The sequence below is a fragment of the Acinetobacter sp. Res13-Abat-PEC15-P4-01 genome (genome assembly GCF_015676285.1).
Classification (GTDB): Bacteria; Pseudomonadota; Gammaproteobacteria; order Pseudomonadales; family Moraxellaceae; genus Acinetobacter; species Acinetobacter nematophilus.
Genome location: NZ_JADAIN010000024.1, coordinates 99,720 through 124,557, shown reverse-complemented (window position 1 = coordinate 124,557; position 24,838 = coordinate 99,720). Strand labels below are relative to the sequence as shown.

Annotated in this window: 25 protein-coding genes and 2 tRNA genes; 14 read left to right on the top strand and 13 right to left on the bottom strand. The window is 40.0% G+C overall.

All coding sequences use genetic code 11. The annotated features are described in order from the left end of the window. Positions 1-144 precede the first annotated feature (144 nt). A complete protein-coding gene (gene ettA, locus IMO47_RS10680) occupies positions 145-1,806 on the top strand; it encodes an energy-dependent translational throttle protein EttA (protein ID WP_196075590.1) in 1,662 nt (553 codons plus the stop codon). A gap of 42 nt (positions 1,807-1,848) precedes the next feature. Here ettA and IMO47_RS10675 read toward each other — a convergent pair whose 3' ends face one another. Together IMO47_RS10675 and hisF are read right to left on the bottom strand one after the other, a co-directional pair. After that, positions 1,849-2,208, bottom strand: a complete 360-nt coding sequence (locus tag IMO47_RS10675; protein WP_196075589.1) for an SEL1-like repeat protein — start codon at positions 2,206-2,208, stop codon at positions 1,849-1,851. A gap of 549 nt (positions 2,209-2,757) precedes the next feature. After that, entirely contained in the window at positions 2,758-3,519 is a 762-nt protein-coding gene (hisF, locus tag IMO47_RS10670; protein ID WP_338150156.1) for an imidazole glycerol phosphate synthase subunit HisF, read from the bottom strand. A 110-nt stretch (positions 3,520-3,629) separates the two neighbouring features. On the opposite strand from hisF, the gene IMO47_RS10665 reads away from it, so the two are divergent. From IMO47_RS10665 to IMO47_RS10655, 3 genes are read left to right on the top strand one after another with little or no spacing between them, the layout of a single operon-like run. Continuing rightward, the gene (locus IMO47_RS10665) at positions 3,630-4,580 is read left to right on the top strand and encodes a homoserine kinase (RefSeq protein ID WP_196075587.1); all 951 of its coding nucleotides are present in this window, start codon (positions 3,630-3,632) and stop codon (positions 4,578-4,580) included. 19 nt (positions 4,581-4,599) lie between these two features. Next, on the top strand, positions 4,600-5,235 hold the full coding sequence (locus tag IMO47_RS10660) for a DUF1294 domain-containing protein (protein ID WP_196075586.1): 636 nt from the start codon (positions 4,600-4,602) through the stop codon (positions 5,233-5,235). Between the two features lie 34 nt (positions 5,236-5,269). Next, complete coding sequence (locus IMO47_RS10655; RefSeq protein WP_196075585.1) at positions 5,270-5,662, top strand: hypothetical protein; 393 nt, start codon at positions 5,270-5,272, stop codon at positions 5,660-5,662. Positions 5,663-5,754: 92 nt separating this feature from the next. On the opposite strand, the gene IMO47_RS10650 is transcribed toward IMO47_RS10655, so the two are convergent. After that, positions 5,755-6,648: a DMT family transporter gene (locus IMO47_RS10650; protein ID WP_196075584.1), complete on the bottom strand. Its 894-nt coding sequence runs from the start codon at positions 6,646-6,648 to the stop codon at positions 5,755-5,757. Between the two features lie 155 nt (positions 6,649-6,803). Between IMO47_RS10650 and IMO47_RS10645 the strand changes: the two genes are divergently transcribed. Next, positions 6,804-7,097: an antibiotic biosynthesis monooxygenase family protein gene (locus IMO47_RS10645; protein WP_196075583.1), complete on the top strand. Its 294-nt coding sequence runs from the start codon at positions 6,804-6,806 to the stop codon at positions 7,095-7,097. Positions 7,098-7,170: 73 nt separating this feature from the next. Here the strand turns inward: IMO47_RS10645 and hisA are convergent, their stop codons facing one another. Together hisA and IMO47_RS10635 are read right to left on the bottom strand one after the other, a co-directional pair. After that, complete coding sequence (gene hisA, locus IMO47_RS10640; RefSeq protein ID WP_196075582.1) at positions 7,171-7,902, bottom strand: 1-(5-phosphoribosyl)-5-[(5-phosphoribosylamino)methylideneamino]imidazole-4-carboxamide isomerase; 732 nt, start codon at positions 7,900-7,902, stop codon at positions 7,171-7,173. Positions 7,903-7,977: 75 nt separating this feature from the next. Continuing rightward, a complete protein-coding gene (locus IMO47_RS10635; RefSeq protein WP_196075581.1) occupies positions 7,978-8,640 on the bottom strand; it encodes a 3'-5' exonuclease in 663 nt (220 codons plus the stop codon). A gap of 168 nt (positions 8,641-8,808) precedes the next feature. Between IMO47_RS10635 and IMO47_RS10630 the strand changes: the two genes are divergently transcribed. Next, positions 8,809-9,210: a transcriptional regulator gene (locus tag IMO47_RS10630; protein WP_196075580.1), complete on the top strand. Its 402-nt coding sequence runs from the start codon at positions 8,809-8,811 to the stop codon at positions 9,208-9,210. Between the two features lie 2 nt (positions 9,211-9,212). Here the strand turns inward: IMO47_RS10630 and IMO47_RS10625 are convergent, their stop codons facing one another. The 3 genes from IMO47_RS10625 to hisB form a co-directional block, all read right to left on the bottom strand. Next, positions 9,213-9,740: a DUF805 domain-containing protein gene (locus tag IMO47_RS10625; RefSeq protein WP_196075579.1), complete on the bottom strand. Its 528-nt coding sequence runs from the start codon at positions 9,738-9,740 to the stop codon at positions 9,213-9,215. Positions 9,741-9,889: 149 nt separating this feature from the next. Continuing rightward, the gene (gene hisH / locus IMO47_RS10620; RefSeq protein ID WP_196075578.1) at positions 9,890-10,507 is read right to left on the bottom strand and encodes an imidazole glycerol phosphate synthase subunit HisH; all 618 of its coding nucleotides are present in this window, start codon (positions 10,505-10,507) and stop codon (positions 9,890-9,892) included. Continuing rightward, complete coding sequence (hisB, locus tag IMO47_RS10615; RefSeq protein ID WP_004825477.1) at positions 10,507-11,100, bottom strand: imidazoleglycerol-phosphate dehydratase HisB; 594 nt, start codon at positions 11,098-11,100, stop codon at positions 10,507-10,509. Before hisB ends, hisH begins: the two co-directional genes overlap by 1 nt. A gap of 102 nt (positions 11,101-11,202) precedes the next feature. Between hisB and IMO47_RS10610 the strand changes: the two genes are divergently transcribed. The 5 genes from IMO47_RS10610 (at position 11,203) to IMO47_RS10590 (ending at position 14,467) form a co-directional block, all read left to right on the top strand. Next, positions 11,203-11,580 (top strand): GNAT family N-acetyltransferase, encoded by a 378-nt coding sequence (locus IMO47_RS10610; RefSeq protein ID WP_005034402.1) that lies wholly within the window; start codon positions 11,203-11,205, stop codon positions 11,578-11,580. 301 nt (positions 11,581-11,881) lie between these two features. Then, positions 11,882-11,957: transfer RNA gene (locus IMO47_RS10605), tRNA-Phe, on the top strand. Positions 11,958-12,089: 132 nt separating this feature from the next. Then, a tRNA-Phe gene (locus tag IMO47_RS10600) sits at positions 12,090-12,165 on the top strand. Positions 12,166-12,359: 194 nt separating this feature from the next. Continuing rightward, positions 12,360-13,121 (top strand): class I SAM-dependent methyltransferase, encoded by a 762-nt coding sequence (locus IMO47_RS10595; protein WP_196075577.1) that lies wholly within the window; start codon positions 12,360-12,362, stop codon positions 13,119-13,121. Between the two features lie 86 nt (positions 13,122-13,207). Next, positions 13,208-14,467: an outer membrane protein transport protein gene (locus IMO47_RS10590; protein ID WP_196075576.1), complete on the top strand. Its 1,260-nt coding sequence runs from the start codon at positions 13,208-13,210 to the stop codon at positions 14,465-14,467. 133 nt (positions 14,468-14,600) lie between these two features. Here the strand turns inward: IMO47_RS10590 and IMO47_RS10585 are convergent, their stop codons facing one another. After that, positions 14,601-15,020, bottom strand: coding sequence for a GNAT family acetyltransferase (locus tag IMO47_RS10585; protein WP_196075575.1), 420 nt, complete (start codon positions 15,018-15,020; stop codon positions 14,601-14,603). A 208-nt stretch (positions 15,021-15,228) separates the two neighbouring features. Between IMO47_RS10585 and IMO47_RS10580 the strand changes: the two genes are divergently transcribed. Further along, the gene (locus tag IMO47_RS10580) at positions 15,229-16,875 is read left to right on the top strand and encodes a GMC family oxidoreductase N-terminal domain-containing protein (protein WP_196075574.1); all 1,647 of its coding nucleotides are present in this window, start codon (positions 15,229-15,231) and stop codon (positions 16,873-16,875) included. Positions 16,876-17,005: 130 nt separating this feature from the next. On the opposite strand, the gene IMO47_RS10575 is transcribed toward IMO47_RS10580, so the two are convergent. From IMO47_RS10575 to ompR, 3 genes are all read right to left on the bottom strand, one after another. After that, on the bottom strand, positions 17,006-18,526 hold the full coding sequence (locus IMO47_RS10575; RefSeq protein WP_196075573.1) for an acetyl-CoA hydrolase/transferase family protein: 1,521 nt from the start codon (positions 18,524-18,526) through the stop codon (positions 17,006-17,008). Between the two features lie 205 nt (positions 18,527-18,731). After that, on the bottom strand, positions 18,732-20,192 hold the full coding sequence (locus tag IMO47_RS10570) for an ATP-binding protein (RefSeq protein WP_196075572.1): 1,461 nt from the start codon (positions 20,190-20,192) through the stop codon (positions 18,732-18,734). A gap of 335 nt (positions 20,193-20,527) precedes the next feature. After that, positions 20,528-21,292 (bottom strand): two-component system response regulator OmpR, encoded by a 765-nt coding sequence (gene ompR, locus IMO47_RS10565; protein WP_004825449.1) that lies wholly within the window; start codon positions 21,290-21,292, stop codon positions 20,528-20,530. A 189-nt stretch (positions 21,293-21,481) separates the two neighbouring features. Between ompR and IMO47_RS10560 the strand changes: the two genes are divergently transcribed. Then, positions 21,482-21,895: a carboxypeptidase-like regulatory domain-containing protein gene (locus tag IMO47_RS10560; RefSeq protein WP_227552171.1), complete on the top strand. Its 414-nt coding sequence runs from the start codon at positions 21,482-21,484 to the stop codon at positions 21,893-21,895. 108 nt (positions 21,896-22,003) lie between these two features. Further along, positions 22,004-24,373 (top strand): Tex family protein, encoded by a 2,370-nt coding sequence (locus IMO47_RS10555; protein ID WP_196075570.1) that lies wholly within the window; start codon positions 22,004-22,006, stop codon positions 24,371-24,373. A 48-nt stretch (positions 24,374-24,421) separates the two neighbouring features. On the opposite strand, the gene IMO47_RS10550 is transcribed toward IMO47_RS10555, so the two are convergent. Continuing rightward, positions 24,422-24,799: a MerR family transcriptional regulator gene (locus tag IMO47_RS10550; RefSeq protein WP_196075569.1), complete on the bottom strand. Its 378-nt coding sequence runs from the start codon at positions 24,797-24,799 to the stop codon at positions 24,422-24,424. Positions 24,800-24,838 lie beyond the last annotated feature (39 nt).

The following is a 24,838-nucleotide window of genomic DNA, read 5'->3' as shown; positions in this document are numbered from 1 at the left end:
TTATGCACGGCTTCACAGTAGCGCGATGAAAATATCTCCATGAAATTGGACAAATCTAAACAAAAATAGATAAATTCAGCGTATAATTAATGACATTTATTTGTTCGCATTTGCGAATTTCTATCCATTATAGAGGAGTCCTACGTGGCCCAATATATTTACACGATGAACCGTGTGTCGAAGATGGTTCCGCCTAAGCGCGAAATCCTAAAAGACATCTCTTTATCATTTTTCCCAGGCGCCAAAATTGGTGTGCTTGGTTTAAACGGTGCTGGTAAATCTACTTTGCTCCGTATTATGGCTGGCGTAGATAAAGATTTCTCAGGTGAAGCTCGTGCACAACCAGGTATTAAAATCGGTTATCTAGAGCAAGAACCACCACTAGACCCAAATAAAGACGTGCGCGGTAACGTTGAAGACGGTTTGCGTGAGCCATTAGATGCACTGGCACGTTTAGATGAAGTTTTTGCTGAATATGCAGCAGAAGATGCTGATTTTGATGCACTTGCAAAAGAGCAAGAAAAATTAGAAGCAATCATTCATTCATGGGATGCTCATAATCTGAGTAATCAAATGGATCAGGCTGCGGCTGCATTAAATCTTCCTGCTTGGGATGCAGATGTAACATTGCTTTCAGGTGGTGAACGTCGTCGTGTTGCACTATGTCGTTTATTGCTGTCTAAGCCAGATATGTTGTTGCTGGACGAACCGACGAACCATTTAGATGCAGAATCTGTATCATGGCTGGAACGTTTCTTGAAAGATTTCCCTGGCACAATCGTTGCGATTACCCATGACCGCTATTTCTTGGATAATGTCGCGGAGTGGATTCTTGAACTTGACCGTGGGCATGGTATTCCTTACCAAGGCAACTATTCTTCTTGGTTGGAACAAAAGAATGCACGTTTAGAGCAGGAACAGAAACAAGAGGAATCTTTTGCTAAAGCATTGAAAAAAGAACTTGAATGGGTTCGTTCAAATGCGAAAGGTCAACAAAAGAAAAACAAAGCACGTATGGAACGCTTTGAAGAGCTTAATTCGCGTGAATTCCAGCAACGTAATGAAACTTCAGAAATTTATATTCCACCTGGTCCGCGCCTAGGAAATAAAGTAGTTGAAGTTGAAGGCATCAGTAAATCTTTTGACGGTCGTTTATTGTACGAAAATCTAAGCTTTACTGTCCCACCTACAGCGATTGTGGGTATTGTGGGTCCAAACGGCGCCGGTAAGACGACATTATTCCGTATGATGACGGGCGAGCAGCAACCTGATACAGGGACTGTGACTCTGGGTGAATCTGTTAAAGTTGCATATGTCGGTCAGATCCGTGACACTTTAGATAACAATAAAACAGTTTGGGAAGAAGTTTCTGGCGGTTTAGATATCTTAAGAATCGGTGAGTATGAGATCGCTTCTCGTGCCTATATCGGTCGCTTTAACTTTAAAGGCCAAGATCAGCAAAAACGTGTTGGAGAATTATCTGGTGGTGAACGTAACCGTTTACAACTTGCGAAGATTCTTCAAATGGGCGCTAACGTGATCTTACTGGATGAGCCATCAAACGATTTGGATATCGAGACTCTACGTGCACTAGAAGATGCAATTTTAGTCTTCCCGGGTACGGTTATGGTCGTATCGCATGACCGTTGGTTCCTCGACCGTATTGCGACACATATCTTGTCATTTGAAAATGAACAACCTGAATTCTACGAAGGTAACTATGCTGAATATGAAGCATACCGTTTAGCACGTTTGGGTGAAGATGCAGTTCAAAAACGAACCAAGTATAAAAAGATTGGTGGATAAACCTTCCCCTGATGATTAAAAACCAGCTTTCGAGCTGGTTTTTTATTGTAGATAAACATGGTGAAGCTGGTTTTGTGCTTCGATATGCCCTTGATTTGCCGCCAGTAGTAACCATTTTCTTGCTTTACATTGGTCAGGAGATAGCCCTAATTGGCCCTGTAGATAAATCATCCCGAGTTTGTATTGTGCTTTACTATAGCCTTTCAATGCTGCATGTAAAAAATACCAAATCGCATTACGCTGATAGGTATTAACGCGTTCATGACGATGTAAATCATAATGCACACTATAGTGATTATTCAGGGCGAGATGTTCATAACTGGTGGCGCGATGATAAATATGCATGGATTCAGACATTCCAAATAAAGCATATCGATGTGTATAATCATATGAATAAGTCATGAGCTAGTTAATTCTCCCTGTTTATTTTTATTAACTCCATCAACAACTACAAAATTTGAGGCTTATTTCAATCAAGATTAAATGAAATAAAATGAATATGAAATACCCCGGTTTCATGATTTTTTTGAATAGTAAAAATAGGAGAAAAATATAGTGATTTCAGTAAATAGGGATAATCCCCTGATTTATATTGAAGGATGTGCTTATTTTAAGGCGCTGATATTAAAATTGGAAATGTGACTGCTTTCATTTATTTTATCATTACTGAGTGAATTCTCTATTTAAAAATCATGACAAATAAATTGTAAAATTTTATTTGAAAATAAATATTATTAATTGATTTCTTTATGTTGCTTTAACTTAGGCTTAATAAAGGCAATATAAAACCCAGAATAACGCCTTGGCTTGGATTGTTTTTATTATCTTCCAAAATAATCATTCAATGTAACCTCCTCCGATAGGGAGAAGGTATCTTTCAACATCATTCAGTTTATTGAGTACAGCATGAGATTATCTATATGGCTTTTAGTCTGGGTAAAACGCCATTCATTAAAGACGCATTTCAATGCCTTGTTCTGCGAGATACTGTTTTGCTTCAGGAATCGTATATTGACCAAAATGGAAGATGGATGCTGCTAATACCGCATCTGCGCCACCTTTTAAAATGCCATCAGCAAGGTGCTGTAAATTACCAACACCACCAGAAGCAATCGTTGGAATGCTGACACGATCGTTGATTTGACGCATAAGACCGATATCATAACCTGCTTTGGTGCCATCAGCATCCATAGACGTGACCAACAGTTCACCTGCACCGTATTCCGCCATTTTTACTGCCCATTCAATGGCATCAATTCCTGTAGGTTTACGTCCACCATGGGTGAAAATTTCCCACTTATGTTCTGCAGTCTTTTTTGCATCGATCGCCACAACAATACATTGTGCGCCAAAACGTTGAGAGGCTTCTTGAACAAATTCTGGATTAAATACGGCAGCTGAGTTAATACTGACTTTATCTGCACCGGCATTTAACAATAAGCGGATATCTTCAACTTTACGTACTCCACCACCGACAGTTAAGGGCACAAATACACTTTCTGCCATACGCTCTACTGTACGATAAGTCGTATCACGACCATTTGAGGTTGCAGTAATGTCTAAAAAGGTAATCTCATCTGCACCTTGCTCATTATATCGTCGGGCTACTTCTACAGGATCGCCTGCGTCACGGATATCAAGAAACTGAACACCTTTCACCACACGACCATTATCTACGTCTAGGCAAGGAATAATACGTTTAGCGAGCATAATTTTTTCCAAAAATAACAGTCGATGATGAAACTTCGTGACTTAGCTATAGCACCGCAATAGCCGAAGCGGTTATTCTATCAAACTTATGTAAGTTTTTTCGCAGGTTTTCTATGTCGGTTTATACCACTTTGAGTTTACAAGAAGTTCAGGTGTTTGCAGCACCCTATGGATTAGAGGTGGTTGAGCTGAACCCAATTCAAGGCGGTATCCAAAATACCAACTATTTTATCATTTGTCGTGATGGAACACAGTTTGTTTTAACCCTATTTGAAAATATGGATGCACAAGCTGCTGGTGAATTGGTACCTGTATTAGAGCATTTAGGTAAACATGGCGTGGCTGTACCTGTACCGCTCAAATATGAGGGGCAATCCATTCATACGCTGAAAGATAAACCTGCACAGATTGCACCACGCATGATGGGTAAACATCCTATGCCATCAAACATTGTTCAAGTTGAACAGATTGCGATGGCTCAGGCAAAGATGCATATCGCATTAAAAGATTTTCCATTACAGCGTAAAATCGCCCGTGATCATGACTATTGGTACAATGTGGCGAAACAAATCAAACCCACTTTAAGTCTGGCGGATAAAGCACTACTTGATAATCTCTTGGGATTGTATCAAGCATTAACACAGATGTATCCAAATAGACCTAAAGGCTGGATTCATTCCGATTTGTTCCGCGACAATACTTTGTTTGAAGGGGATAATCTTAAAGGAATCCTTGATTTTTATGAAATGAATCAAGATGAATTACTATTTGATATCGCCATTACATTAAATGATTTCTGTACCGAATATCCTGAAGTTACTTTAAATGAAGCCAAGGCAATGGCATTTTTAAATGCTTATGGCTCGGTTCGTCCACTGACTGAAGATGAAAAGGCGTGCCTGGAATTATATTTGGCAATGGCGGCAGGACGCTTTTGGATGATGCGTTTGCAGATTGCACACATCAATGCTGAATCAGATCGAACGGGGGATGATATCATGCAGAAAAATCCACAAGAAATGCGTAATATGTTGATTGAAAGATTGAAATTTGTAACAGCTTAATCAGTGTGTGGGATAAAAAATGCGTGATCAAGGTCGTTTAGTTGAGTGGTTTGATGACAAAGGCTATGGCTTTATTCAACCCAATGATGGACTAAAAGAGCGTGTGTTCCTGCACATCAAAGATTTTGCACAAAAAGGTCCACGGCCCATAGTGGGCTGTGCACTTGAGTATGTGGTGCAGTTGGATGGACAGGGACGTTATAAAGCCAAGCAAGTGACTTATTTGAAAGCAACTCAAACTGTTCATGCCAAAACGAATCAAGTCAATCACAACAAACTGAAAGCCCAGAAAGACTCTTCATTACAGCCGATGCAAATCATATGTATCGTTTATATAGTGGCTTTGGCAATTTTAAGCATAAGTGGTTGGTTAAATGGCATGGTTCTGCTTTTTATCAGCATCATCAATGTGATGACTTATTGGTTCTATTCACAGGACAAAGAAGCTGCACAATTCAATCGACGTCGTGTGCCTGAAAATACCTTACATATTTTAGCCTGTTTAGGGGGCTGGCCCGCTGCATGGCTAGCACAACAACGCTTACGACATAAAACACAAAAACAACCTTTTAGAAATATCTATTTCTGTACCATAGTCTTTAATATTTTATTGATTTTATGGTTAATTTCACCTTTAAATGTATTCCACATTTAGAATGAAATCGCCAAGTTTTAAACAGGGGCTTGCGATGAGTAATTATGTCGATTCAAACAATAGTAAATCTCTTACCTTAATCTTATACATTCTTTACATTATTGCGATTTTCTCCGCTGGAATCCTAGCAATTGTTGCATTGATTATTAATTACGTAAAACTAGACGCTGTACGAGGTACGATTTTTGAAAGCCATTTTAAGTGGCAAATCAGGACATTCTGGTGGTACTTGATCTGGACCATCGTTGCATTTATTCCATTTCTTTTCCTCTTTTTCACTATGGATAATGTCAACGCATTTGCAGGTGTGGCCTTGGGTGCTACAGTGTTTTGTGGAGTAACTTTATTTGTTTCTTGGATATGGATTGTTTATCGAGCAATACGAGGAATTATTGTTTTGAATGATGATCAAGCTTTACCGTTATAAATGTTAACATGAATTGAAACAATCACTTCATTAAAAACAGCGTTTAGTTTGAAACGCTGTTTTTAATGAAGTGATTTAGTCCTTTCTGAACGCTATTTTCTTTTTAAAAACCGAGGTCTCCATTCGCTGACGATGACCCCCAAAACCACAAGTAATCCGCCAAAAAGTGCAACCAAGGGCAGGCGTTCACCTGCAATTCTGCCAAACAATGCTGCCCACACGGGTTCACCTGCATAGATCACCGCAGCCTGAGATGGATCAACTGAGCGTTGTGCCCAGTTCATGGTCAACTGTAGTATTGAACTGGTCAGCCCTAATCCTACAGCAAGTATAAGCAGTTCCCATGAAAAAGCGGGGATATGGTGTTCTCCAACGAAGGGCATTGATGCAAAAGATAACACTGAAGCAAAAGCCAGCTGAATGACAGTCACCCGCTGAAGATTTACTTTCCCTGCAAAGTAGCCAATGAAAATAATTTCCATTGCAATTGCAAAAGAGCCGAGTAGGGTCACGATTTGCCCTGTATTTAGGTTGATCTGGTTAAAGCCATTGCCTGTTAAGAAAATTAACCCGATAAATGCCAGTAAAACGCCGAACCATGTCATCATGTGAGGTCGTTTGCGGAAAATCAACCAAATCAGAACAGGCACCAAAGGGACATACAACGCCGTTAAAAACGCAGATTCACTACTGCTGATCGTTTGCATTCCCACAGTTTGTGAGCCATAACCTCCAGTAATCATGCTGCCTATCAGTGCGCCTGCAATGATTTCTTTTAGATTAATGCCTCTGAGGTATCTATATGACAATAATCCGACCGCGATTGTTGCCGCTGCAAAACGGCAACCCACAAAGAACATTGGAGAACTGTAATTCAAGGCCAGATGCACAACGACAAAGGTACCTCCCCAGATCATGGTCATGATGATCAGGGCAATTTGAGGTATTTTCGATTTTAAAAATAAAGTGAAGGGAGAGGACGACATAAAAAACAACAGGGAGAAAGAAAGCACCGCTATTTTACGCGAAAGTACAGAATTATGCTGAGGTTAAGTTTGATAAAAATGAGCTGCAATCATTAAATTGTCACCTGAAAGCGTTATAATTTAAACATTAAAATATGCATAAAGAGAAATAAGCCATGGTGATTGAACAAGCTTTATTTCATATTATTGAGGGTCAGCAATCGGCTTTCGAAAAGAAATTCTATGAATTATCCGACATTTTTAGAAATGCACAAGGTTGTGAAAAATTTAAATTGATTCGTGGAATAGAGAATAATCAGCAATATATTCTACAAATTCACTGGACTGATTTAAAAGCACACACTGACGTTTTTATGAAAACAGAAGAATTCAAACATTGGTTTATGGCATTAAAACCTTTTTTGGCACAAAAAATAGAAATGCAGCATTTTGAGAATACATTGGTCTAATCGTGAGTCTGCGATTGAGCAAGCCATCAAAAAAGAGAATCTTGAGATTCTCTTTTTTTCATCTACTTTGTACTTAGAGTGTTTGTTGATCCAATAATAATTGAGCTTCACGTAGATTGAGTGTGCCTTCATAAATTGCACGACCCGTAATTGCGCCCAAAATACCTGGTTTACCCTTTAAGTTACGCACATCGTCTAAGTTGGTCACCCCACCTGAAGCAATGACAGGAAGACCTGAGTATTGCGCTAGATTGACGGTCTGTTCAACATTGACGCCTTGCATCATGCCATCGCGTGCGATGTCTGTATAAACAATACTTGATACACCTGCATCAGCAAAACGTTTTGCAAGATCAGTCGCTTTTACATCCGTTACATTTGCCCAGCCATCTGTAGCAACCATACCGTTCATTGCATCAATACCAACAATGATGTGACCTGCAAATTTTTGACATGCTTCTTCAACAAACTCAGGGTTTTGAACCGCTTTTGTTCCAATGATCACAAACGACACGCCTGCATCCAGGTAATGCTCAATCGTCTCTAAAGAGCGGATACCACCACCAATCTGAATAGGGAGTTCAGGCTGTGCTTTGGCAATTGCTTCAACCACAGGTTTATGGATTGGCGTACCAGCGAAAGCACCGTTCAGATCAACCAGATGTAAACGACGAGCACCTTCATTTACCCAGTGTTGTGCAGTTGCAACTGGATCATCAGAAAATACAGTATCGTCTTCCATACGACCTTGTTTTAAACGTACACATTTACCATCTTTCAGGTCTATTGCAGGGATGATCAGCATGCTTTCGCTCCTTGCCTAATCTCATAGAAATTGATTGGCGTTCATCTTAGCAAAAACTTGATCAATTTCTAAGTATCAGTTAGGGCTTTTATTTTCATTCTTCTGCAATTCAGTCACGATTTTGGCGATATCAATGGGGATTAAATTTAAATCGAGCAGCGCCTTGAAAATAAGAACAGGCGCATAAGCATCTGCTGCTGCGTACTGAATTTGTGGAATGGTCAGATTTTTTTTTGCCCAGTTAGAAGTGCTGACTGATTTGCTTTTTGGAAAATGAACCTGAAACAGGAGTGCCATAGCATTTTTAATGCCTAATGGGTTAGTGATACCGAAACTGGAGAAACGCTTGGAAAGCTCAATCACACTATGCAGCTCTATACCTTTTTTACGAAATAAATGTAAGTCATTTTTTAGACCAAAGCCGACTTTGAGTTGATTTGTGTTTTCTAAAAAGGGTTTTAAAAAGGTTAGAATTTCAGATGAAACCTGAAATAAATAAGCTTTCTCAGCGGTCGCAAGTTGAATGAGATGAGGCCCCGTCTGAACTTCACCTTTAGTAAAAGTCGGTTTTGACTCTGTATCAAAGCCGAGTAAAGTCACTTTTGATAATTCTTCTGAAATTTTATGACACTGTTCTAAGGTATTGATCACAATAATTTTATTTAAGGGTAAATTTTGAAAACGTGGAAAGCTTAGAATCTGTTCCTTGCTTGGGAGTTGTTGGCTCTGATCATTCACAAATTTTAGCTCTCAGATTTAAGGGGGCAGCTGAAATTCCATAATTTGCTTGCTGTATTGATTAAAATTGAGCAGGCAAGACATAAAAAAATTTAACGATATTGTGTTATAACAAACTTTGAATAAAAGATGATAGTTTTGTGAGATGAAATTACAGGAATCAAGCAGATGGTAGAAAAAGAAGATGATCTTTTTATTGAAGGTGCAAAACGTTTAAAGCAATTGATTCAAGATAAAAATATAAAGGCCAGCGATATTGTCAATGTGCTGGAAACCTCAAAAGGCACAATGAGTAAATGGCTGCATAACTCAACACCTGCAAGTGCGCAAAGCTTAATTGAACTGGCACGTTTAGTGGGTATGACTGAACGCTGGAATATGGAAGCCAAACAGCAAGATAAAACGGATCTTGTGAGTAAGGCTTATGCTGAATCTGAACTGGATTTAAGTCATGTCAGCATGGAGCAGTTAATCAATGAGATTAAAGATCGTTATGCGGCGCTAAACTTAAAAGCAGAGATAAAAATCAGTGTTGAACCGTTAGAAGGTGGTTTTGTTACTAAAGATTAACGTTACGGTGGCATCATGTGATGTGATCCTTCAAATTCGATTTGCGGATCAGTATTCAATGTGGGCGAGACTGCCAAAATATAGATGACCACGAGCGTTAAAATGGGTGTACAAATGATTGAGACCAGTGCAACAGTTTTCTCCCAAACAGGTGTCAGTCTGCTGCTACCGTATTGATTGTCATGAAAAGAGCCAGGTGCGACAAATATCAAAAATAAAAAAAGCACTTGCACAACCGGGATTAGAATCAACACAGACCACCAACCTGAACGATTAAGATCATGTAGTCTACGAATGATGAATATAAAAAATGTATAGATACACGAGATGTGTAAGGTCGCCCATAAAAAGAACGCCAAAGGTTCAATCTGATTAAAATCTTCGTCGGTATTCAGCATCTGGAATGAGATATAAAGATTGAGTGAGCATAGAATAATGGTGAGAATCGTTAACCATGCAATCAATGATAACCGTCCAAAACGTCCACTGGGATGAAGCAGTGCATCTTTGCTTAGATTGTTATTTTTCATTTATAAGCCATTGAATCAATAAGTGTTAAATTTTTTATCGGCGTCTGTTTGAAACACAGAATAATGAAGTTTTAAGACTTTGTTTTCTCTAGTAATTTGGATAATCAGAGCCAATTTAAATTGACTCTGAATTTCTTGATCTTGAGGTGTTAAATGTTCCATTCCACAAAGTTTTTCAGCAATTGCAAACCTGCTGTATGGCTCTTTTCTGGATGGAATTGTGTAGCAAAAAGATTTTCTTTATGAATCGCAGTACAGAACTGCAAACCATAATCACATGTTGCTGCAATGAGTGTGGAATCCTTAGGTTCAACATAATAGCTATGCACAAAGTAGAAACGTGAATCTTGTTCAATATTTTTCCACATTGGATGACTTGGATCAGCTTGGTGGACTTGGTTCCAGCCCATATGAGGAACTTTTAAGCCCTCCATATCTGGAAAATGTTTGACCATGCCATCAAAAATCCCCAACGCTTGAGTACCACCATTTTCTTCGGATGATTCAAGCAAAGCCTGCATACCGACACAAATTGCCAGCACAGGTTTATTGAAGGCAGCTTGACGTACAACTTCATCGATTCCTGCTTCATGCATGCCTTGAATGCAGTCGCGCATTGCTCCTACACCTGGAAATACAATTTTATCTGCTTGAGCAATCAGCTTTGGTTCATTGGTGACATCTACAGTTGCACCCACATGTTCGAGCGCTTTAGCTGCCGAATGAAGGTTTCCCATGCCATAATCAAGAAGGGCAATACGGGTCATTACAAGGTTCCTTTGGTAGAAGCAACAGTATTTTCAGCACGAGGATCAACTTCGCATGCCATACGTAGTGCGCGAGCAAATGCTTTGAACACACTTTCAATTTGGTGATGGCTGTTTTTACCTTTTAAGTTGTCAATGTGTAGGGTCATCAAGGCATGATTGACAAAGCCTTGGAAAAACTCTGAAAATAAATCAACATCAAAGCTACCAATTCGTGCGCGAGTAAAGGGAATATCCATCCACAACCCTGGACGACCTGATAGATCGACAACGACACGGCTTAAAGACTCATCCAGTGGTGCATAAAAATGACCATAACGTTTTAGCCCTTTTTTATCACCAAGCGCTTGTGCAAAAGCTTGCCCTAGGGTAATCCCACAGTCTTCTACCGTGTGGTGATCATCGATTTCCAAGTCGCCGTCACAATGAATATCAATATCAAATAAACCATGACGCTTGATTTGATCAATCATATGGTCTAAAAAGGGTACACCTGTATTGAGCGTGCCTTGACCAGTACCGTCAAGATTCACACGAACTCGAATTTTAGTTTCGTTGGTGTTTCTTACCACTTCACTGATACGTTGCGCCATAGACACGTTCCTCAAAAAACGTCAAAAATTAAAAGTTTGATGTAAAGATGTTTCGCTGTGACGAAAGTGACAGCATATTAGATTGCTCAGGAGGGTTAATCAATGCCTATTACCGTACATGCTAAAACTTCACTAGAAAATGAAGAAGTTCGCGATCAGCTTGAGCGATTATATGACACCAGTCCCGAATTTGGGGATGGTCATGATGCCATAGAACAACTTGAGCAAAACTTGGCTCATTATACCCTACTTTATGTCGCAGAATTTAATACTAAGATTATTGGGGCATTATGGTGTACCGGACAAGGTGAAAGCAGAACTTTAGAAAATATTGTGGTGCATCCAGCCAATCGAGGGCGCGGGGTTGCTGAACGTTTGGTTGAGGAAGTTTGTCGCATTGAAGAAGAAAAGGGTGTAAAGAACTTTGAACCAGGCTGCGGTGCAATACATCGTTGTTTAGCACACCTTGGTAAAATCTAAGCGATTGGCGTTTACTGAATGAACAAAAGCAGCTGGAGTGATTGCTTTTGTTCTCTTTATTTAAAAAATTGAATTGTAAATCGTTATTTTTAACTGCATTTCGAAAAGATTCAAAAACCAGCACGGGCAAATTGTTTACACCAATCGACAGCATGAAAGTAATTTCTTGCTCAAATATGTGTGAAAAAGCATCCATTTGCGCATAAATAGGCTGATTTTGTTGTAAAAATAGACTGTTGAGAGATTTTAATGCTTTCTATGCTTGACGACTTGTGGATTAAATTGTTTAATACGCCCCATCGGCGTGATAGCTCAGTAGGTAGAGCAACGGATTGAAAATCCGTGTGTCCCCAGTTCGATCCTGGGTCTCGCCACCATATTTAAAAATCTTAAGATTTCAATCCCTGATCCCATCAGGGATTTTTTTTGGGTAAAAAATATTCGCTTGAATAAAAAAGTCATGATTTTTATTGACTATTGAATACAGATACGGCTTAATACACCGCATCGGCGTGATAGCTCAGTAGGTAGAGCAACGGATTGAAAATCCGTGTGTCCCCAGTTCGATCCTGGGTCTCGCCACCATATTTGAAAAGCCTCAAACAGTGTTTGGGGTTTTTTATTGTCTGTGATTTAGCATCCAGTGTCATTGTCAGTGTTCTAGAAAATATGCCTATTGAAAACAGCAATGGCTTTTATTGTCTTACAAAATGTCTTGAGCTGGTGTGGAAATGACGTAAAATAAATTTTTATAAAACGAATAGATTGTTATAAAAACAATGAAAGATTTATTTTCATCAGGCAGTGCGCTTTATCAACAAGCACGACCCAGTTACCCACAGGATGTGGTTCAGGAAATTTTAAACTATGTTCCTGAGCGTAGTTTTGCATGGGATTGCGGGGCGGGTTCAGGACAATTCACGCAATTGCTGACGCCTTATTTTGATCATATTGTTGCTACTGATTTGAGCGAAAAACAACTACAGCTTGCGCCTTATTTTGATAATGTCAGCTATCAGGTTCAAGCGGCTGAACATACGTCATTTGCGACTCACAGTTTTGATCTGATTTCTGTAGCACAGGCAATCCACTGGTTTGATTTTGATGGATTTTATAAAGAGGTTCAAAGAACACTTAAACCACAGGGAATTCTTGCTGTAATCGGATATGGCTTAATTCAAGTTGAAAATGCAACCATTCACTCAATGATTCAAGATGTATATTTTAAAAAATTAAACGGTTACTGGGATGCAGAGCGGCGTTATATTGATGAAGAATATCAGACGATTCCATTCCCATTTGAAGAAATAACGGTCGCGAACTTTAAAATGCAGTATCAGTGGTCATCAGCACAACTGTTAAAATATTTATCTACATGGTCTGCCATACAGCACTATTGTGAAAAAAATCAAGATCATCCCTTACTTGAGCTGGCTGAACAGTTAAGCAATCAACACCAAGATTTAAAAATAGAATTTCCTGTATTCTTGCGTCTGGGACGAGTAAAGCAGGTGAAGAAAAAGTGTTTTATGAAAAAATAGAATAATGATCTCATTTTATCTTGGATTACAAGATATATGGCTAACAATATACTTAGTTATATATTATTTAAAGATAATATGATTCAATGAAATTTATATCTCAAGTCATGAGTCTGGCGATTGCTGGTATTTTATATAGCTCTAATGCTTCAGCAACAACAGGCTATTTTATGCATGCCTATGGTGTAAAAGCTCAAGGCAATGCGGGTGTATCGATCGCTCAATTTCAAGATGCACTCAGCATCGCCAACAACCCCGCAGGTTTAAGCTGGGTCGGAAACCGCATTGATATTGGAGCGAGTATTTTTTCGCCTGATCGTTCTGCAGACATTGCCGCAAATCAGTTGTCGAATGCGAATGGTTCATATGATGGCAATGGACGAAAATATTTTGTATTGCCAGAAATTGCCCTAAATCGTCAAATCAATGATCAAGTCGCCTTAGGTTTGGCGGTGTATGGCAATGGTGGCATGAACACGGACTATCAGAATAATCCGTTTGCTGCATTTGGGAATAGGGGTACGACTGGGGTGGATTTAACCCAAGTTTTTGTCTCTCCTGCGGTATCTTGGAAATATACTACAAATCAATCTGTGGGTATCGCGACCAATATTCTGTATCAGCGTTTTGAAGCGAAGGGAATTCAAGGCTTTGCGGGATTTTCTACAGATGCTTCAAACTTCAGCAATCGAGGAAAACAGAGTGTTACAGGTCTAGGAGCACGCGTGGGTTGGTCAGGCATATTCTTCAATGACCGCTTAACGTTAGGTGCGAGCTATGCTTCAAAAATCAATGCAGATCGCTTCGATAAATACCAGGGATTATTTGCTGAATATGGAGATTTTGATGTCCCGGAAAATTATGCAGTGGGTGCAGCATTGAAACTAAGCCCTCAACTCACGATTGCAGCAGATGTACAGCGAATTAACTATTCAGATGTGAAATCTGTTGGAAATTCATTGGATGCTACACAACTGCAACAGGGACAGCTTTTTGGCTCTCCCCATGGTCCTGGATTTGGTTGGAAAGACATTAATGTCTATAAATTGGGGGTGTCTTATCAAGCACACCCTCAACTGCTTTTAAGAGCAGGCTATAGCCATAATGATCAGCCGATTCCTGAACAGGAGGCTTTTCTCAATATTCTGGCGCCTGGCGTCATTCAAGACCATCTGAGTGTCGGTGCAACTTGGAATATTGATCCACATCAAGAACTCAGTATTGCCTATACACATGCCTTGGAAAATGATCTGAAAGGATCAATTTCACCTGCATTTGGTGGTGGTGAAGCTAAGCTTAAAATGAGTCAGAATATTTTGGGGATTGCTTATGGTTATAGGTTTTAGGCATATTCAACTATGCCTAAACTCCTTAAACTTTGACAGCATTACATTTCACACTTTAAACATGGTGTCGGTGTTGCCCCACTTTTAACTCTAGCACTGGAGCAATGACGAGATTAATTTGATGGGGCTGTTTTTAATCCTGAATCAGCCGCTTACCTAAGCAAACCACTTCAATCTCTTCATAGCCCAATTGTTCATAAAAGCTTTGTACATCAATATTGTCTTTGCGGATCAGCAGTTGCAGTTTTGGACAACCCAATGCAATCAAGCGTTTTTCAAGCTGCTGTATGAGGGCGGTTGCCACGCCATTACGCTGATCATGCGGATGTACGGCAAGATAATTTACCCAGCCCCGATGTCCGTCATAGCCACCCATCACGGTAGCAATCAACTGTTCATCTTTGACCGCCAATAAAAATAATCCATCTTTTTGAGCAACTTTCCGGAAAATATCAATTTCTGGGCTATTCCATGGACGTGTTAAATCACACGTCTCCCAAAGTGCAATGACATCTTCTAAGTCGGTTTCCTGAAACTGCCGAATGATAAACATAGCTTTCTTTTATCTCTTGTTTTTAAAAGAATGTTTGCATCAGATTAATATAAAAAGTGCGTCTTGATAAGTTGATTTTTTAGACAATGCGTAAATGTTTGATACATATTCTCAATCTTGAATGGCACGGTTACGAATGATTATTTTTTATTGTTTAAAAATATGCATAATGATTGAGGAATAATTTAAAACAAAAAAGGAATTTCATATGAATAAACAGGAATTTGATTATATTATTGTTGGTGGTGGAAGCTCAGGTTGTGTTTTGGCGGGTCGTTTATCTGAAAATCCACAGGTTTCTGTTTGTTTGCTTGAGGCAGGTGGTACTGGAGATGGCTGGAAAGTCGAGGTTCCCTGCGCAGCGGTCATCAGCATTCCAACAAAAATTAATAACTGGGCATTTGAAACCGTTCCTCAGAAGGGTTTGAACGGTCGCAGAGGTTACCAACCTCGTGGTAAGTGTCTGGGCGGATCCTCTGCAATCAATGCAATGGTCTATATCCGAGGGCATCGACAGGATTATGATGATTGGTCAGCTTTAGGGAATACAGGCTGGTCATATGATGAAGTTTTACCTTATTTTATTAAATCAGAGAATAATCAAAGAATTAAAAATCAATATCATGGTAATGATGGTCCATTGTCCGTGATAGATTTGCACAGTGACAATCCACTTCAGCAAAAATATATCGCAGCAGCGAAAGAGCAGGGCTATCGAATTCTGGATGACTTCAATGGAGAAGAGCAGGAAGGCTTAGGTGTTTATCAAGTCACCCACATCAATGGCGAGCGCTGTAGTTCAGCAAGGGCCTATCTCTTTCCGCATCTTGAGCGAAAAAATTTAACAGTCGAGACCTCGGCACAAACACAGCGGATTTTGATCGAAAATGGTGTGGCTGTGGGAGTGGAATATAAACAGAATGGGCAATTGAAGCAAATTCATGCGCGACGTGAAGTTTTACTCAGTGCGGGTGCAATGCAGTCACCTCAAATCCTGATGTTATCTGGAATCGGTGACCAACATGAGTTAATGGAACATGGGATCGAGGTGAAAAAGCACTTACCTGGTGTGGGGAAGAATTTTCATGATCATCCTGATTTTATCTTTGGCTATAAAGTACGTGAAATACAGGGAACTTTTGGGCTGTCCATACCTGGATCCATTGATCTTATCAAACAGATTGGCCGTTATCGAAAAGAGCGGCGTGGTTTGCTTACCACAAATTTTGCTGAATGTGGCGGTTTTATTAAAAGCTCATCAGAGCAGAAAGTACCGAATCTACAATTGCATTTTGTGATTGCATTGGTCGATAACCATGCTCGGACTTTGCATACCGGGCATGGTATTTCTTGCCATGTTTGCTTATTGAACCCGAAAAGTCGGGGCACGATCAAGATCAGTGGTCCGAGTATCGATGATCCACTATTGATTGATCCAAATTTCTATGGAGAAGAATCTGATTTAGAGGAAATGGTTAAAGGCTTTAAGCTCACTCAGACTTTAATGCAGTCTGAAGCATTTAAAAGCATGATCAAAGAAGATTTGTTTACTGCAAATGTACGTACCGATGAGGAGATTCGGCAGGTTTTACGAGATCGCTCGGATACAGTCTATCATCCCGTAGGCAGTTGTAAAATGGGCGTGGACGAAATGGCTGTAGTTGATCCGCGCTTGCGTGTTTATGGTATTCAGAACTTGCGTGTGGTGGATGCATCTATTATGCCTAAAGTGGTCAATGGAAACACCAATGCACCTGCGATTATGATTGCTGAGAAAGCCGTAGATATGATTCATCAGGATCAGTCAGGTTTAGCATTTGTCGAGAAAAAAGACCCTTTAAGCATGGCAGTTTAAACTTTGTGAAAAAATGGATATGCCTGAATATTCGGGCAGAATGTCATTTTATGCAGTAAATATCTCAATGTGTTAACGCAATAGACAATAAAAAAACGCCATGAATGGCGTTTTTTTTTCGGCTAAAACCTTATGCAGATTTTTTAGCTTGGTCTTGAGTTGTTAACATATGACCTGTTTCTTCAAAGTTGCAGTGCCAAGAAAGCGCTTCACGAAGAATATGAGGTGTTTGACCACCTTTTTCACACGCACGATCAAAGTAGTCATTTAAGGCATCACGGTACATTGGATGAGCACAGTTGTCGATCACGGCACGAGCACGTTCACGTGGTGCCAAGCCACGCAAGTCTGCAAGACCCTGTTCAGTGACTAGAATATCCACATCATGTTCAGCATGGTCGATATGTGATGCAAATGGGACAACAGAAGAGATATCACCGCCTTTTGCAATTGATTTGGTCACGAAAATAGCCAAATGCGCATTACGTGCGAAGTCACCTGAACCGCCAATACCATTCATCATCTTGGTACCACAAACGTGTGTTGAGTTGACGTTGCCGTAAATATCGAACTCAAGTGCAGTGTTGATCCCAATGATACCTAAACGACGAACGAGCTCAGGATGGTTTGAAATTTCTTGTGGACGCAAAACCAATTTATCTTTGTATTGTTCAAGGTTATTAAATACTTTCTCACCATATTTAGCAGAAAGGGTAATTGAAGAACCTGAAGCAAATTTCATTTTACCTGCATCAATCAATTCAAAGGTACAGTCTTGAAGTACTTCTGAGTACATCACCAAATCTTCAAAGTTCGATTCTTTAAGACCCGTTAATACTGCATTGGCAATAGACCCGATTCCTGCTTGTAAAGGACCAAGATTCGCAGGTAAACGACCTTCTTCAACTTCTTTCTCAAAGAATGCGATCAAATGGTTTGCAATCGATTGCGTTTCATCATCAGGTAAAGTAACTGTTGATGGAGAGTCATGGAATTCGCTGTTAATCACGATACCGACGATTTTTGCAGGATCGATATTGATTGCTGGCGTACCGATACGTTGATCAACATGTGTTAATGGAATCGGTTGGCGAGTAGGACGGTAAGTTGGGATATAGATATCATGCAAGCCTTCGAAAGCGGGGCTTAAGTTGGTGTTGATTTCAACAATCACTTTTTCAGCAAAAATTGCAAAACTTGCAGAGTTACCTACAGAAGTGGTTGGAATGATGCCGCCATCTTCAGTAATCGCAATGGCTTCAATCACAGCTACATCAGGTTTTTTTAATTGAAGGTTACGCATCTGTTCAACAGTTTCAGACAAATGCTGATCAATAAACATGACTTCGCCTTTATTGATGGCTTTACGTAATGTGTTGTCTACTTGGAACGGTAAACGACGAGCAAGTACACCTGCTTCAGTCAATTGTTTGTCTAGATCATTACCTAAACTCGCACCTGTGATTAATGTAATCTTGAGAGGATTTACTTTGGCTTGTTTAACAAGTGCTAAAGGTACGGCTTTTGCTTCACCTGCACGAGTAAAGCCACTCATCCCCACAGTCATACCATCTTGGATAAAAGTTGCGGCTTGTTCTGCGCTCATGACTTTGTCATGGAGAGATGCTAAACGGATACGATCTAAAGACATGGTTTACGCTCAATTCTTGTTCAAAACTAGACGGATTGTACCGCCCTCAAACTAAATTGTGCATGCCTCTAATGCTAAGGTCTAATTTTTTCAATAAATGTAGGTATAAATTCTTGTGATGGTTTTTAAGTTGTTATTTATTAATAAAATAATGTTGTCTGTGTGATAAATAAACAAAACTGTTTGTTTGATTATTGAGCGATCATTAAAAATGATCACTCAAACTCTGCTTAATTTTTTGAATCGGGTTTGTAGGTGCCGGTTCTTCCTCAACTTTTATGGAAAGTGGCAGGGAAATGATGGCTTGTAAACCCCCTTCAGGGCGGTTGGAAATAGACAGTTCACCTTGATGAATATCGACAATCCGCTTCACAATTGCCAACCCCAAACCACTGCCTTGAACTGTACGTGCGGCATTTCCACGTACAAAGGGTTGCATTAAACCTTCAATTTGGTCTTCAGGAATTCCCTCACCATTGTCGGCAACACAGATCTTAATATGATCGCCTTCAACAGAAGCATCGAGCTCAATAGGTTCGGCGCCGTAACGTTTTGAGTTATTGATCAGATTACCAATCAGACGTTTGAGAGAAAGAGAACGTGCAGTGATGATGGGCAATTCTTGAGGTGTAAAGCGAATATCTAAAGGCTTAAATTGAATCACCAGTTCCTGTAGTAAGCTATTGATATTGGTGTCTTGTAACTCTTCATCTGAACCATCGCGCATATAGGAGATGAATTGGCTCAAAATGGCGTCCATATCATCGACATCATAAATCAGTCCTTCTTTTAAGAAGTCATCATCTGACATCATTTCTGCACTTAAACGAATCCGAGTCAGTGGTGTTCTTAAATCATGTGAAATTCCAGCCAACATGATTTGGCGATCTCGTTCAGTTTGCTCAAGCGTATAGATCATATGGTTAAAGGCTTGGTTAACCTCACGAATTTCTTGAGGTCCATGGTTGGTTTCAAGATAAGGCGCTTTACCTGTTTTACTGTAATTATTTGCGGCATGTTGCAAGCGACGTAATGGGCGGTTCAGCTGTCTCACCAGTGTCAAAATAATAGCCGCAGCAATTAAAGGAATACCCAATAGCCAAGCTAAAATAAGTTCCGGGCTATAGTTGGCATAAGTATTTAACGGTTCACGGACCCAATTTCCATTCATCTCAGGCGTTTGCACCCATATGCGTGGGCTGGGTTTAAACTGAAAGTAAACCGTCACATCTTTGATTTTTAATTCTTCTGCCAATTGTTTTTCAATGCGATTGGTAAAGAAATCAGCAATAATTTTATCTTTAACATTCGGATAATCTTTAGGATCTGTTACGTATTCCACCCCCACACGCTGTTTTAACCATTCATCAATATCGAGTTGAATATCATCATGGTAGATCTGTAAGCGAGGATTGTTGACCATCTCAAGTTCAACTGCCAGAAAACGTGCATGTTGTTGAATTTCAGGGAGGTAGAGTGTTTTCCAGAAAAACCAGAGCGACATAAATAGGCTAAAAAACACCACAAATATCACCAAAACCGTGGTTCGCATTGCTGCAGAACGTGGCTTGATTTTATCGAGAAAGCGTTCCCAAGGTGTACGTTTGCGTTCCTTGTAAGCGACAAAGTCAGTAAATTCTTGTGGGTCTATAGGTTCTAATTTCACAGATTGATCCTGTTACTCGATGATATCGTGTGATGTCTTGATTTTAGTTTAATCAATGAGGGATTTATAGCAACCATAAAACGGTGAATTTATTCATATTCGTGCGAATACTTCAGGGTGAAATAAAAGTAAATTCATTCAATTAAATAGAACCAAACAGCAGTGTTCTATTGTAGAGGCAAGGCTGGTCTTTAGATGAATACATTGATTTGATTATTTTTAGCAGCCAACTCTGACCCAACACCATAAAATATGGGTGACATCTCTATTAAAAATGTCACCCATAAGTCAGTATCTCCTTCTTTCACAAAATAGAGACACCTTCTCTCGCTTTATTATTCCGCGCCATCTGGAACGAAAACATAACCCACGCCCCATACAGTTTGGATATAACGTGCACGTGCAGGATTTTCTTCGATCAGTCGACGCAAACGTGAAACCTGAACATCAATTGAACGTTCCATTGCGCCCCATTCACGACCGCGTGCAAGATTCATCAATTTGTCACGGGTCAATGGTTCGCGTGGATGCTGTACCAATGCTTTTAACACGGCAAACTCACCTGTGGTTAAGGTGACAACTTGACCTTCACGAGTCAACGTACGTGTTGAAAGGTCTAAAGACCATGGACCGAACGAAACCACTTCTACGTTTTGGCTTGGTGCCCCCGGAACTTCCCGGACTTGGCGACGTAAAACAGCACGAATACGTGCCAATAATTCATTTGGATTAAATGGCTTTGGCAAATAATCATCTGCGCCAGCCTCTAAACCTGCAATACGGTCAGAGTCACTGCCTCGTGCTGTAAGCATGATGACAGGTGTATCAATATTGGATGCGCGTAAGCGTCTGCAAATGCTTAAACCATCTTCTACAGGAAGCATGAAGTCTAAAACGATGAGCGAAAATAACTCACGTTGTAATAGACGGTCCATTTGTGTTGCATCGTGGGCTGTCTTAACAACAAAGCCTTTATCTTCAAGGAAACGCTGTAAAAGGGTACGTAAACGCACATCATCATCGACCACTAGGATGCGTTCGACACGGTCAGTTTCGTTTTGTACGACATCTGTATTTTCAGCAGGTACAACCAAACTCATGATGTACTCCCTTAATGTTGTAAATTATAAATATTCATCAATCTCAGTATAATGCCTAAGCGCTTGTTAAGACTATGTATCAAATTGCTCAAAAATACAATTTTCCGGCTGTTTTGAAACCAAAAGACAACATCTATAAATATTTGAGATCATTCTATGTTTATAAATAAAAAAACATACCATTTGCAAATGAAACTTTTATGTATTTTAGCAATAAGCTTTTGTTTAAGTGCATGTATTAGTCGATTATCTCGACCAGAGATCTCTGGACAAGTGATTGATGGTCATGGGCAACCGATTGCATATGCTCAAGTCGGAGAAACTCAAACCAACCAAAATGGAAATTTTCAGTTAAAAGAGCAACGCTATTCTGCTTTTTTATTGAAAGAAATCATGTATATGGAAGCACCACCTGTGTTTATTCAAGAGACGGTCAGTAAACCAGGATATCAATCGTGTTCTTTACAATTTTTCAACCGTTTTGGGGGCGGTCAGAGAAAAGGGGCAAAATGGCAGCTTGGAAAAATTATTTTACAAAGCAATTTGAACGTAGCAGGTCAGGATGAAATACCCGAATGTACGATAAAAATTCAGGAAAAATGAACTTTTATCACTTTTTTCATTACTAATTTGCAAAACAATTGTGGATTTTATGGTCTCGGTCTTTATAATCACTAACTTTTAGTCCTTATCCTTGTGGAATTAAACACGATGACTGACTTAGTTCAGCAGTTGGCAAGTGAGCTTGCCGTACGTCCAAACCAAGTAGAAGCTGCCATTAAACTGATTGATGAAGGCTCTAGTGTTCCATTTATTGCACGTTACCGTAAAGAAGTAACACAGGGTTTAGACGATATACAATTACGCCAACTCGATACGCGCCTTGTTTATTTACGTGATTTATTTGAACGCCGTGAAAAAGTAATCGAATCTTTAAAAGAACAAAATAAACTTTCAGATGATTTGCTTGCACGTGTAAATGCCGCTGAAACAAAAAATGCCTTAGAAGAGCTTTACGCACCATATCGTCCAAAACGTACCAGTAAATCTTTTAAAGCAAAAGAAGCGGGTCTTGGTGTTATTGCAGAAAAAATTATTGCAGAGCAAATTGATCCTACTGAAGCTTTGGCCGGTTTTAGCCATGAAGAATATCCAGATGTTGAAAGTCAACTGGACGCGATTCAACACATCATTATTGATGATTGGGCACAGAATATTCCTTTGACAACAGAGTTGAAGGCGACTTTTGCCAAAACTGCTGTGTTGAAGAGTTTGGTCGCATCTGAAGAGAAAAAAGAAGTCGGTAAAAAATTCCGTGATTACTTTGATTTCTCTGAAAACCTAAATAAAGTACCTTCACACCGCTTATTGGCGATGTTGCGTGGTCGTCAAGAAAATGTGCTGGGTCTTAAAGTTGATGGCGAAGATCATGCTCCACTTTCACGTATTGAAACTGAATATAATCTTGAGACAGTTCAACCACAATCACGTCAAGACTTTCTCAAACAAACTGCAAAGCTGTTTTGGTTAGGCAAGGTTCGTCCGACCATCGAGCATTCACTATTGACGGAAAAACGCCTTGCTGCTGAATCAGAAGCAATGAATGTGTTTGCTGAAAACCTACGTCATTTGTTACTTTCTGCACCAGCGGGTTCTCGCACCACACTGGGTGTTGACCCTGGTATCCGTACGGGTGTCAAACTTGCTGTGGTTTCGGATTCGGGCGATGTTTTGGCGCACAGCACCATTTATCCTTTTGCGCCTAAAGAAGATAAAGCAGGTTCAATTGCTGAACTGGCGAGACTGTGCCGTGAATTCAATGTAGACCTCATTGCGATCGGTAATGGAACTGCCAGCCGTGAAACTGAAGCAGTTGTCGCGGAAATGATGGCAGAGAATACGGATCTTAACTTAACCCGTGTTTCAGTCAGTGAAGCCGGTGCATCAGTCTATTCTGCATCAGAGCTGGCTTCTGCCGAGCTTCCTGAACTTGATGTGGCGATTCGTGGTGCAGTGTCGATTGCACGCCGTTTACAAGATCCTTTGGCTGAATTGGTGAAAATTGATCCTAAATCTATTGGTGTAGGTCAATATCAGCATGATGTGAATCAAACCAATCTGGCAAAAACACTGGATGCTGTGGTAGAAGACTGTGTGAATGCCGTGGGGGTGGATGTCAATACTGCTTCTCCTGCAATCTTGGGTTATATTGCGGGTTTAAATAAAGCTATTGCGCAGCAGATAGTTGATTACCGTAAAGAGAATGGTCGCTTTGATAACCGCCAGGCATTAAAGAATGTCCCTCGTTTGGGTGAGCGTACCTTTGAACAAGCTGCAGGTTTCCTGCGTATTCAAGACGGTTCAGAGCCTTTGGATGCATCATCTGTTCATCCAGAGTCTTATGGGCTGGTCAATAAGATTGTCGAAGCCAAAGCCACTACAGTCAAAGATATTATCGGCAATACTGAAATTATCCGTCAGGTTAAAGCAGAAGATTTTGTTGATGATCAATTTGGTTTACCGACCATTCAAGACGTATTGAGTGAACTTGAAAAACCTGGTCGTGATCCACGTCCAGAGTTCCGTACTGCCAAATTCCGCGAGGATATTACTGAAGTGAGTCAGTTAACTGAGGGTATGCAGCTCGAAGGCGTGATTACCAATGTGACCAACTTCGGTGCATTTGTTGATGTTGGTGTACATCAAGACGGTTTAGTCCATATTTCTGAACTTGCCAATGAATTTGTGGCAGATCCGCATAAAGTTGTTAAACCGGGACAAATCGTACAAGTTCGCGTGTTAACGGTAGATGCTGAACGCAATCGTGTCAATTTATCGATGCGTCCTGAGGGGGCAGAGGCACCAGTGAAAGCTCCACGTCAAAAACGTGAGTTTAACAATGAGCAGCGTGCTGAACGTAAGCCACAAGGTAAACGTCCACAACAAGGTCGTCCAAATCATGACCATAAGGATAAAGCACCTCGTCATGACAAAAAGCCTCAAGCAGCAAAACCTCAAGAAAATAAAATTGGTGGTTTAGGTGCATTGTTGTTGCAAGCAGGGATTAAGGGATCTAAATAAGCCTTAATTTCTCAAAAATGAAACCGCCGTAAGGCGGTTTTTTATGAACTAGATAATCGCAGAAATATCACAATCTTTTTTAAATGGGCATGCTTCTCCAATGACAAGATTTTCCAGCAGATGCTGAATGTTTTGTAGTTGAACGATTTTCTCACCAATGACATTAAGCTTGTCGGTTAAAATCTCATGAAATTGTTCCGCTGGAATTTCATTGACATTGACCAAATCCAAAATCTGTTTAATTTCCGCCAAAGTAAAGCCCAAGTTTTTAGCAACTTGAATCAACTGTAATTGTTGTACATCCTGTTCTGAATAATCTTTATATCCATTATTTCGAATCAAGGGACGGATAAGATCCAGCTTTTCATAAAAACGAATCGTATCCCGACTGAGATTGAGTTGTTTTGATAACTCACTGATTAACATCACTGGCTCCAAATTTTATTGTACTTGCAAGAAGGACTT